The 10,607-nt window shown below is 58.9% G+C and carries 9 protein-coding genes; 5 read left to right on the top strand and 4 right to left on the bottom strand.

Translation table 11 applies throughout. The features are described from left to right. Positions 1-232: 232 nt before the first annotated feature. From FHL07_RS14175 to FHL07_RS14165, 3 genes are read left to right on the top strand one after another with little or no spacing between them, the layout of a single operon-like run. Positions 233-892, top strand: a complete 660-nt coding sequence (locus FHL07_RS14175; RefSeq protein WP_095021242.1) for a paraquat-inducible protein A — start codon at positions 233-235, stop codon at positions 890-892. Then, positions 879-1,502 carry a paraquat-inducible protein A gene (locus FHL07_RS14170; RefSeq protein ID WP_095003217.1) on the top strand — a complete coding sequence of 208 codons (624 nt, stop codon included), beginning with the start codon at positions 879-881 and terminating at the stop codon, positions 1,500-1,502. The genes FHL07_RS14175 and FHL07_RS14170 overlap by 14 nt, the downstream gene beginning before the upstream one ends. Beyond that, positions 1,495-3,798 carry a PqiB family protein gene (locus FHL07_RS14165; protein ID WP_095019683.1) on the top strand — a complete coding sequence of 768 codons (2,304 nt, stop codon included), beginning with the start codon at positions 1,495-1,497 and terminating at the stop codon, positions 3,796-3,798. Before FHL07_RS14170 ends, FHL07_RS14165 begins: the two co-directional genes overlap by 8 nt. Before the next feature lie 56 nt (positions 3,799-3,854). On the opposite strand, the gene mksF is transcribed toward FHL07_RS14165, so the two are convergent. The 3 genes from mksF to mksB are packed head-to-tail and all read right to left on the bottom strand — an operon-like array spanning position 3,855 to position 8,606. After that, positions 3,855-6,695 carry an Mks condensin complex protein MksF gene (gene mksF / locus FHL07_RS14160; RefSeq protein WP_095019682.1) on the bottom strand — a complete coding sequence of 947 codons (2,841 nt, stop codon included), beginning with the start codon at positions 6,693-6,695 and terminating at the stop codon, positions 3,855-3,857. Next, on the bottom strand, positions 6,692-7,339 hold the full coding sequence (gene mksE, locus FHL07_RS14155; RefSeq protein ID WP_095003214.1) for an Mks condensin complex protein MksE: 648 nt from the start codon (positions 7,337-7,339) through the stop codon (positions 6,692-6,694). Before mksE ends, mksF begins: the two co-directional genes overlap by 4 nt. Then, entirely contained in the window at positions 7,329-8,606 is a 1,278-nt protein-coding gene (gene mksB, locus FHL07_RS14150; protein ID WP_095019681.1) for an Mks condensin complex protein MksB, read from the bottom strand. The genes mksE and mksB overlap by 11 nt, the downstream gene beginning before the upstream one ends. 144 nt (positions 8,607-8,750) lie before the next feature. Here mksB and FHL07_RS14145 point away from each other — a divergent pair, with 144 nt between their 5' ends. Next, a complete protein-coding gene (locus tag FHL07_RS14145; RefSeq protein ID WP_095003212.1) occupies positions 8,751-9,524 on the top strand; it encodes an energy transducer TonB in 774 nt (257 codons plus the stop codon). After that, the gene (gene rimI / locus FHL07_RS14140; RefSeq protein ID WP_016781701.1) at positions 9,517-9,969 is read left to right on the top strand and encodes a ribosomal protein S18-alanine N-acetyltransferase; all 453 of its coding nucleotides are present in this window, start codon (positions 9,517-9,519) and stop codon (positions 9,967-9,969) included. Before FHL07_RS14145 ends, rimI begins: the two co-directional genes overlap by 8 nt. A gap of 114 nt (positions 9,970-10,083) precedes the next feature. Here rimI and FHL07_RS14135 read toward each other — a convergent pair whose 3' ends face one another. Further along, on the bottom strand, positions 10,084-10,467 hold the full coding sequence (locus FHL07_RS14135) for a serine kinase/phosphatase (protein ID WP_169916771.1): 384 nt from the start codon (positions 10,465-10,467) through the stop codon (positions 10,084-10,086). Positions 10,468-10,607 lie beyond the last annotated feature (140 nt).

Below are 10,607 nucleotides of genomic sequence, written 5' to 3'. Positions count from 1 at the left end.
GTAGTGTGGGGTTTCCCCATGTGAGAGTAGGTCATCGTCAAGATTAAATTCCAAACCCCCTGTCTGCTCACGCAGACAGGGGGTTTGTTTTTGTGGCGAAAAAAGTTATGACCCGCCTGAGCGTATCGTTCTTCAGATCGCCTGCAGCTAAAGTCCTGCAAATAGGCACAGTTATTTTGTAGCCCGCGCACTAGAATAGGCCCAGTCATTTTCTGAGCCTGAGACTCCCTATATGCCAGATCCGGTTGACCCCCGCAGGGTGTCAGAATTACCGCTGGACGAGTTGGTGGCCTGTCATGAGTGCGATCTACTGATGCGCAAGCCGCATCTCGCCCTCGGTGAGAAAGCCCAATGCCCGCGCTGCGGCTATGAACTCTACGCTCATAGGTACAAGGTGGTTGAACGCAGCCTTGCGCTTGTGATTGCTGCTTTGCTGCTCTACATACCTGCGAACTTTTTACCCATCATGCAGCTCAATCTACTGGGCCAGGCGTCGCAAGACACGGTCTGGAGTGGTGTGCTCGGTTTGTACAACACCGGCATGCAAGGCATCGCGGCGGTGGTGTTCCTGTGCAGCATGGGCATCCCGCTGCTCAAGTTGCTCTGCCAGCTTGCTGTGTTGCTGAGCATTCGCTGGAATATCGGGCGCAGCTACGGTTTGCTGATTTACCGCATTTATCACCATCTGCGTGATTGGGGCATGCTTGAGGTGTACTTCATGGGCGTGCTGGTGGCCATCGTAAAACTGTCCGATCTGGCTGAGCTGAGTCTTGGCCTGGGCCTGGTCTGTTTTGTCAGCCTGTTGCTGGTACAGGTCTGGCTGGAAGTGGTGATGTCACCTCACCAGATCTGGCAGGCGTTATCCGGGGAGGATGCTCATGCGGGCGATTGATGCGGGTATCTTGATCTGTGGCGAATGCCACGAACTGAACAGGCAAGACCCCGAAACCGACGAGCAAACCTGTACTCGCTGCGGTGCTCTGGTTCACGCGCGTCGCCCCGACAGTTTGATGCGCACCTGGGCATTGCTGCTGACGTCGGCCATTCTCTATATCCCGGCCAACCTGCTGCCGATCATGACAGTCAACTCATTGGGCCAGGGCTCGCCGAGTACGATCATGGCGGGTGTCATCGAGCTGGTACAGCACGGCATGATCCCGATTGCTGCCGTGGTGTTTGTGGCAAGTATTCTGGTGCCCACCTTCAAGCTGGTCGGCATCGCCTTGCTGTTGTTTTCGGTACAACGCCATCAGCCTCTTTCTGCCCGGCAACGTATCATCATGTACCGATTTATCGAGTTCATTGGCCGTTGGTCAATGCTGGATATTTTCGTCATTGCCATTTTGGTGGCCGTGGTGAATTTTGGACGCATAGCCAGCATCGAAGCCAATCTTGGCGCAGTGGCATTTGCCAGTGTGGTGGTGCTAACGATGCTTGCAGCTGTAACTTTTGATCCCCGACTGATTTGGGACAACACGGAGTCGGACGACGACCATGAGTGACTTGCCTACCGCTAAAACCCGCCCGGCTTCCAACTGGTCGGCGATCTGGATCCTTCCGCTTATTGCCCTGGTTATCGGTGGCTGGCTGGGGTGGCGCGCCTACAGCGAAACCGGCATCGATATTCAGGTGCGTTTCGAGAGCGGCGAAGGCATCGTCGCCAACAAGACCGAGGTGGTCTACAAAGGCATGCCCGTGGGCAAGGTGAAAACCCTCGCCCTCGACGAGTCTGGCCCCAGCAAAGGGGTGATTGCTACCGTCGAAATGGACAAGGACGTTGAGCAATACCTGAAAACCAATACCCGTTTCTGGCTGGTCAAACCCAGTGTCACTCTGGCCGGTATCACCGGGCTCGAAACGCTGGTGTCCGGCAACTATATTGCGGTCAGTCCCGCCGATGGCGAGCCTGCACGCAAGTTCAAGGCGCTGTCACAAGAACCGCCCTTGTCTGATGCCAAACCAGGTCTGCACCTGACGCTTAAAGCTGAGCGTCTCGGTTCGTTGAACCGTGGCAGCCCGGTGTTCTACAAGCAGATCCAGGTAGGGCAGATCAAAAGCTATGTGCTTTCCGAAGACCAAAGCACTGTTGAAATCAAAGTCTTTATCGAGCCGACCTACGCCAATCTGGTGCGCAAACATACGCGCTTCTGGAATGCCAGCGGTATCAGCATCGACGCCAACCTGTCGGGTGTGAAACTGCGCAGCGAATCTCTGGCCAGTATTGTGGCCGGTGGTATTGCCTTCGCCACTCCAGAGAACCGCAAAGACAGCCCGCCCACCGATTCGAGCCTGCCGTTCCGTCTTTATGAAGACTTCGATGCCGCGCAGGCGGGGATCAAGGTCAAAGTCAAACTCAGCGACTTCGAGGGCCTGCAGGCCGGTCGTACGCCGGTCATGTACAAAGGCATCCAGGTCGGTAGCCTCAAGGGTCTCAAGGTGGACCCTGATCTGACCAGCGCCAGTGCCGAGCTGACTCTGGACCCGTTGGCAGAAGATTACCTGGTGCAGGGCACCCAGTTCTGGGTGGTCAAGCCGTCCATCTCCCTGGCCGGCATTACCGGGCTGGAGGCGCTGGTCAAAGGCAACTACATTGCCATTCGCCCGGGTGACAAGGGCAGCACCCCCGAACGCGAATTCGTCGCCCGGCCAAAGGCTCCGCCGCTGGATCTGCGCTCACCGGGCCTGCATATGGTGCTCTTTACCGAGAACCTGGGCTCGCTGGATGTCGGCAGCCCGATCCTCTACAAGCAGGTCAAGGTCGGTTCGGTGCAGAGCTATCAGTTCTCCCGCACCAAAAAGCAGTTGGTGATCGGTGTCCATATCGAGAAGGAATACGAGAATCTGGTCAATGCTTCGACCCGTTTCTGGAATGCCAGCGGCATCACGTTGACCGGCGGTTTGACCGGCGGTATCCAGGTTAAAAGCGAATCCCTGCAAAGTCTGATGGCCGGCGGGATTGCTTTTGAAACGCCGGAAGCCAAGGCGCCGCTGCAAAAACGTATCCCGCGTTTCCGTCTGTTTACTGACCGTGACGCAGCCATGCAGCAGGGAGTCGCCGTTACGATCAAGGTGCCGCGTGCCGATGGCCTGCGCGAGGGTACGCCGATTCGCTTCAAGGGGCTGGATGTTGGCAAGATCGAAAGCATTGACCTGAGCGAGGACCTGCAATCGGTTCTGCTCAAGGCACGCATCACCGAAGTGCCTGAGCGGATTGCGCGGGTTGGCAGCCAATTCTGGGTGGTCAAGCCGGAGCTTGGTTTGATGAAAACGGCCAACCTCGAAACCCTGGTCACCGGCCAGTACCTCGAGGTGCAACCGGCGAGCAAACAACTGGGGCGCCAGACCAGTTTTGTAGCCCTGGAGCAAGCGCCGGATGCCGCCGTTTCCCAGGCCGGATTGAGCCTGGTATTGAGCGCTGCCCGTCGTGGTTCGCTCAAGGAGGGCGTGCCTGTCACCTACCGTGAAGTCACCGTGGGTAAAGTCACGGGGTATGAGTTGGGCAACAGTGCCGACCGGGTGCTGGTACATATCCTGATCGAGCCGCGTTACGCGCCGTTGGTGCATAGCGGTAGCCGCTTCTGGAATACGAGCGGTTTTGGTGTCGACTTCGGTTTGTTCAAAGGAGCAACGATTCGCACTGAATCCCTGGAAACCCTGGTGCAGGGTGGCATTGCCTTCGCCACACCGGACGGCGACAAGCTGGGCACCCAGGCTCGCCCTGAGCAAACCTTCCCGCTCTTTGACAAGTTCGAAGACGAATGGCTGCAGTGGGCACCGAAGATCCCGTTAGGCAAATAAGCTGCAAAAAAAACCGCGATCAATGATCGCGGTTTTTTTATGTACGGGGTTCAGTCTCAGACTTCATCCAGTTCGCGTTCTTCCACCGCCGTCAACGCATCAGGTTTCACCTCGTCATGGCGACGAATGTACTTCCAGTCGTCTTCATCGATATAGATCCCGTTAGGGCCGCTGCCGCCTTCCAGGTCGATGGCCACATGGGCGCAGACCTGCGGCTTCACACTGGCCAGAATCGGTACAAAGCCCAGCTGCAAACTGGTCTCCAGCAGAGCTGTCTGGTTTTTCTCGTCAATGTCGGCAGCTTCGTCCAGGTAGTACGGCAAGCGAATACGCCCGGCCTGATCGCGGTCCATCAAGTGCAGCAACAAATACATGTTGGTCAGCGCCTTGATCGTCATGGTCGTACCGTTGGACGCCGCGCCATCGATATCCGTGTGGATCACCGGCTGGCCATTGAGCTTGGTGATCTCGAACGCCAGCTCGAACAAGTCCTTGAGCCCCAACTGGTTATGGTTGGCTGCCACCAGGCGCGCCAGATACTCCTTGGCCTCTTCGTTCTTGTTGTCTTGTTCGGTGCTCTGGCTGAGGTCAAACACCGACAGTGTCTCGCCTTCTTCGTACTGGCTGGCGCTGTGGATAATCTGATCGATATGTTTGAGCGCCTCCTTGTTGGGGGCCAGCACGATACGGAAGCTTTTGAGGTTGGACACCTGACGCTTGTTGATTTCGCGGTTGAACAATGCCAGTTGATGCTCGAGGCTGTCGTAGTCGCTGCGGATATTGCGCAGCGTGCGGGCGATATCGGTGACTGCGGCCCGGCGCGCCTTGCCCAGGGTCAGGGCTTCTTCGGTGCGGTGGGCGTAGGCGTTGATCAGTAACTGCAGGCGCCGCTCCATATCGTCTTCACTGTCGAACTTGGCCACACCCTTGAGGCGTACCTGAGCGTACAGCGCCTCGATCTGGCCGTCGCAACGCAACAAGCCCTGCCAGCTGTCCTGATAGTCGTTGAGCAACGGCAGCAGGTTGTCCATCGAATCGTCGACCGGATCCATAAATGGCGTACCGAACGGCAAGTCGGCGGGCAGCAGTTGGCGTCGACGCAAGCTGTCATCCAGGGTGCGCTGTTTGGCTTCCATGTCACCGATCTGGCGACCGACCAGTTGCAACTTGGCCGACAACTGCTGGACGCGCTCGGTGAAGGCATCGCTGGAGCGTTTCAACTCGTCCTGCGCAGCTTCGGCCTGAGCCAGTTGCTCGAGTTTTTCGCCTTCTTCTGCACTGAGCGTCTGGCTGCGGCGGAAATCTTCCAGCGCCTTTTGCGCATCCAGCACCTGCTGATACAGGGACTCGGCTTCGCTCTTGCTTGCGGCGCGGTCAGAGGTCACGGCCTGCTGGGTCTTGAGTTGCTTGAGCTCTTTTTCCAGACGCTCTTTCTGCTCGCGCAAAGCCGCGCGGTCCGCCAGTGCCTGCAGGGCAGGGGGCTCGATATGGCTCAAGTCGATGGACAGGCCCGGGGCTTCAAAACGCTCGCCTTTAAAGCCATCGAGGATCAGCTCCAGCGATTTGACCCAGGCATCGCTGTCATCCAGCGCAATCCCGTGCTCACCCAGGGGCAGGCTGAACAGGGCACTGTTGAACAGGCGCATCAGGCGTTCCACATCCTGCTGCGAAAACTCTTCGCGCAAGCGGGCATAGCTGTTGTTGTCGGCGTGATCGAGCTGCTGCTTGACCGACTTGAGGCGCTTTTCCAGATCGCGCAGTCGCTCGTCCAGATCCTCGGCACTGAACTGACGCGACTGCGCCAGCGCCCCCGCCAGTTCGTCGTGGGCGTCTTTGGCGCTCAGCAATTGCTGCTCAAGCACCTTTACGTCGTCGACCAGGGCGAAACGATGTTTGAGCACTGACAACTCGCCGAGCCAGCGCTGGATACCGGAAATTTCCCGCTCAAGACGCATCAACTCCTGAGTGCTGCTGCGCTGGTTGTTTTGCAGGGCGTCCTGTTCGTTGCGGTAGTGCTCGGACTGGATCAGCAGCTCTTCCTTGCGGGCCCCGGCGTAGTCCTGCCAGGTACCGAGCAAGGAATCGAGCAGCGGTGACAGGCGGTGCAGCTTGCCACGCAGCAGGTCGCGCTGGCGCACACCTGCGGCCAATGCCTCGACCAACGGCCCGGCGCCGACCAGTGCGTTGTAGTCCTGCTCCATGCGTCGTACATCACGGAAAGCTTCTTCGCACGCGGCAATGTAATCAACGCTGCCCGAACGCAGGCTGTGTTCGAACGCATCGAGGAACAGTTGCTTGAGCTTGGCCGCAGTGATTTCGCGCATATGTAGCAGGTTGATAAACAGCGCGCGGAAGGTCTTCAGGCTCTGCTCGCTGGTGGAGCGCAGCGGGATCAGGGTCAGGTCCAGGGGGATCGACGTATGGCCGCCCACCAGCAGACGCCGAAGTTCATCAGGCTTGAGTTCGTAGGCTTTGAGGCCATTACGCTCCAGGTTGTTGAACAGCTCTTTCTGTCGCAGGCAGGTGTCGTCTTTCTGGTAGTGGGCCAGGTCCAGTTTGCCCGCGTAGGCAAAAAACTGGTGACCGAAGCCGCCCCCCGGGCCGCGACCGACAACACCGATCACATGGGGGCCGTGGGGCAGGGACACTTCGACCAGGATGTAACTGGTGTCCGAGGCAAAGTAGAAGCGTCGCGACTGCTCAAGGCTGTATTTGCCGAAGCTCATGTCGGACATGCGCGCCAGAATCGGGAACTGCAAGGCGTTGATTGATGCCGATTTGCCGAGGTTGTTCGCCCCGTAGACCGACAGCGGGTGTTCCAGCGGGAACAGCCCCAGGCTGTAACCGGCGGTGTTCAACAGGGCAAAGCGGCGAATGCCGTAGCGTTCCTGGCTCATGCGTCCATCTCCTGTTGTTCGTCGGCAATGGCGCGGGCCAATGCGGCCTCGTCATCACTGTCGTCATCGGCCAGCACCGGCGTGGGCAAAGGCAGGATGCTGTGCAGGCTGGCGGCCAGGTCGCGGTCTTGTTGCACCGACAGGCACACATCGAGAAAACGGTGCATCGGTGGCAGAAAGCGATAGATGCCGGGTTCTTCACTGGCAAAACCGAGCTGGGTCATGCGGCGCATGATCTTTTCTTCCAGTTCGTCCTGGCTGGTGACTTCAGCCTGCACAAACAGGTCGCGGTATTTTTCCAGCAGCGCAGGCAACTCGTCGCGGCCCAGGCTGCCACCGTCGAGCACGGCAATCGGATCGCGGCCCTGATCGGCCAGATGCTCGACGATGATAAACGTGAATAGCGCCAGGCGCTGTGCGGTCTTGTTGACCTGCGCAGTGGCAGTGTCGGGCACAAAGTAATAGAAGCCGCGGGTATCACACACCAGTTCAAAGCCCAGGGCTTTAAACAGGGCGCGGTATTGATCCTGGAAGTTCGACAGTTGCGCGTACAGCTCCGGGTCGCGGCGGCTGACGTGATAACCCTTGAACAGCTCACGAAAAATCGGTGCCAGCTGGGACAGTTCAGAAAGATCAAGATGCATGCAGAGAGCTCGCAGTAGTCTGGGTCGCATCTTCGCTGTGAGAAAGCAGAGCGAAGGAGCGCAGGCTGACCAAATGTTCGTGGGTGTGGTAATCGCGGCGCTCCAGGCGTTCGCGCACGAAGCGTTTTTCACGGGACAGGCGTGAGAACCAGTACAGCAGCTCATCGGTGTCGCCGTCTGGCTCTTGTGCCAGCAGCCAGCACATCAAGTCCGGCATCGGTAGCGCATCGCTGCAGCGGTCGAGCATTTCCTTGACCGTGCGCGGGGCCTTGGGCGTTTCGCCGCGGTGGACCTTATGCGCCTTGGGAAATTTCGCCGGTTTGGCTTCGAAGCGGGCCAGGGCATAGACATAAGCCTCAACCTGACTGGCGCTCCCCAAAAAGGTGCTTTGCGGGCGGGTGAACATCGGCATGGCTGCTTGCGGCACTGCGTCCAGGCCTTTGCGGCGGATGGCTGCCAGTGCCAGCGCGGCACCACGGGTCACGGCATTATGCCGGCGGGCTTCTTCACGCAGCGGCAGTAGCAACTCACGGGCATGGCGCAGGGTCATCTGGGCGCTGGTTTGCATCTCAAGGATGCGCGCATGGGTGCGCAGCAGCATGTCGTCGTCTACCAAGTGGCCGAGGCGTTGCTGTTCGCTGAGCATGCGCAGCAGCACCACTTCGACCTTGCGTACGCCTTGCTCGAAAGCGCCGTCGGCGTTGACCAGCTGAATCATGGGTTCGACGTATTCATCCCAGGTTGCCAGCACTTCGGCATAGCGCTGACGCAACGGAATTTGCCGGTCGCTGGTCTTGGCCCGTTCGGCTACGGCCACCAGCGCCTGTTCATCGTTGGCGAGTTTTTTCAATACATCGCGTACCCGCATATCGAGTAAACGCAGTTGGCGTGCCAGGTCATGGCCGTCTCGAATGTCGAAGGCATCCTGGATATAACCTGCCAGCCGCTCCAGATGGCGCAGGTAGGCTTCGATTTCCAGGCACAGGCCAAGGCGGTGCTCGTGGCGCAAATAAGCCAGAAAGTCGTGAATCTGGGCGTTTAGCTCGAAACGGTTCGGGCTTTTGGCGACCGGCACCAGAATGTCCAGACGAATCCAGGCATCGAGCACGGCGGTGATGTCTTGCGGCGTGCTGTCCATCTGATGAACGGCCAGTTGCAGGCGTAATTCGTTCAGGCTCAGGGTGCCTTGGTCGAAGTGTTCACACAAAGGCTCAAGGAGTGCCCAGTGCTCGGCGAGGGCACGTAAAACGCGCTTGGGTTCGATCATGGGAGGGCCGGTCAATTGGCAAGTAAAGGCCGCGATTGTACTGCAACGTGCTGTCGAGTCATCACTTGGCAGATCAACTGCGGGCGGGAAGGGCAGAAGGGCGGTAGAATCCCCACACTTTAGTAATCCACAGATGGCCGACCCTTGTTGAATGAGTCCCGCCGCCGCGCTTTCTTGACTGCCATGCAAGTGGTCAGCTGGTTGCCGCGCACTGAACTGCCGTTTGCCGCCCCTTCGCGGCCAGAACTGCTGGTGCTCCCCGAGCCGCCCGCGGAGCCTGTGATCACAAGGCCTGCGGTCAAGGCGGCGGTTGCACCGGGCAAACCTGTCGAGCGGCCAAAAATCGAAGTGCCCCGGCCTTCGGTCAGTCGCCCGGTCAGCAAACCGGTGGTCGAAGCCGAGTTGGCACCTGTACCGGCCAAGGTCGTGCAACTGCCACCGCCGCGTTTTGCCCTGCAGTTACTGCGGGCCGGACGTTGCCTGGTGCTGGTGGAGTTACCCACAGGCGGTGCATTCCAGAGCCGCGACCCGGCCTATTTATTGTTAAAGGACATGTTGCGCGCTGCCGGCTTGCCCGACAGCCCGCAAATCATTGGCGAGCCGGTGCGCTGGCCGTTGCTGCGGCGTGGCAATGTCGATCAAGGGCCCGAGGCTGCGCGTGAGTTTGTGCAGGGCTTTCTTATGGCCCGCCTGGAAGAGGCCGAATGTGCCTGTTTGTGGCTGATCGGGCTGCCTGCGGTGCGCTTTGCCGGTGAGGCCGATGCCGAGGCGTTCAACACTGAACTGCAAATTGAAGGGTTGGGCAGCGCATGGGCGTTGCCGGGCCTGGAACTCTTAATGGATGAGCCACAACGCAAAGCGCATGTGTGGCAAGCCATGCGCCGGCTGATGGCGCGCTGGAAACAGAACGATGAGTGATGCGGTAACTTTTCGCCCGATGACCGAGGCGGACCTTGATGCGGTATTGAAAATTGAATACGCCGCTTTCAGTCACCCCTGGACCCGCGGCATATTTCTCGACGGCCTGGGCAAGTACCATATCTGGCTGATGTTTGAAGGTGAGCAGCAGGTAGGGCATGGCGTGGTGCAGATCATCCTCGACGAGGCCCATCTGCTCAATATTACCGTCAAGCCCGAGAGCCAGGGCCGTGGCCTGGGGCTCAAGCTGCTTGAGCACTTGATGTCGATTGCCTATCAGCATGAGGCGCGCGAATGCTTCCTTGAGCTGCGCGACAGCAATACCGCGGCGTTCAAGTTGTATGAGCGTTATGGCTTCAATGAAATCGGCCGTCGCCGTGACTACTACCCGGCTGTGGGTGGGCGTGAAGATGCGGTGGTGATGGCCTGCACGCTGGTCGACTGACGGCGAAAAGTCGTTATGTGGGAGCGGGCTTGCTGGCGATGCTGGCGCTGCGGTTTATCAGGTAAACCGTGTTGATCCGATCGCGAGCAAGCCCGCTCCCACAGGGTTTACCTTTCAACGCTTGCGTCCCACCGGGTCAATTTCCGCCAGTTCGGCTTCATCCAGCCCTTTGCCGGCGCCGATTTCGTCTTCATCAACCAGGCTCAGATCCCAGTCAGCGGCACCGTCCGGGCCCTGGGCAGCCTCCTTGGCATCGCGGGCGCCGTCCTCGCGGATCAGCATCTCCTGCTCCAGGTCGTCGTCGTTGAGGCCCAGATCCAGTTCGTCATCCAGCGCGGCTCTGTGCCTGGAGCCTGTATCGTCGACAAACAAGTCGCTGACGGGCTCATAGGTATCGTCATCATCAAAATCCAGCGGCTCCACCGAACCCATGGCGTCCTCGATATCGTCGATAGGTGCGGGTTGTGGTGCCCCGTAGGGGCGACGTGAATCAGTCATGGTAATTCCTCATACTCTGGGTGCTTTAATACGATGACTGTAGCCATTGCTGAAGATTCCACCCAACTGACCGCCGGAATGTCATGGGGCAAGTGACCCCGACCGCTGGTCGGCTGTCAGAACAGCGCATCAACTCTTGA

Source organism: Pseudomonas sp. FSL W7-0098, from assembly GCF_005930585.1.
GTDB lineage: Bacteria > Pseudomonadota > Gammaproteobacteria > Pseudomonadales > Pseudomonadaceae > Aquipseudomonas > Aquipseudomonas bubulae.
The sequence above is the reverse complement of the archived record's forward strand: the minus strand, read 5'-3'. Positions and strand labels throughout refer to the sequence as shown.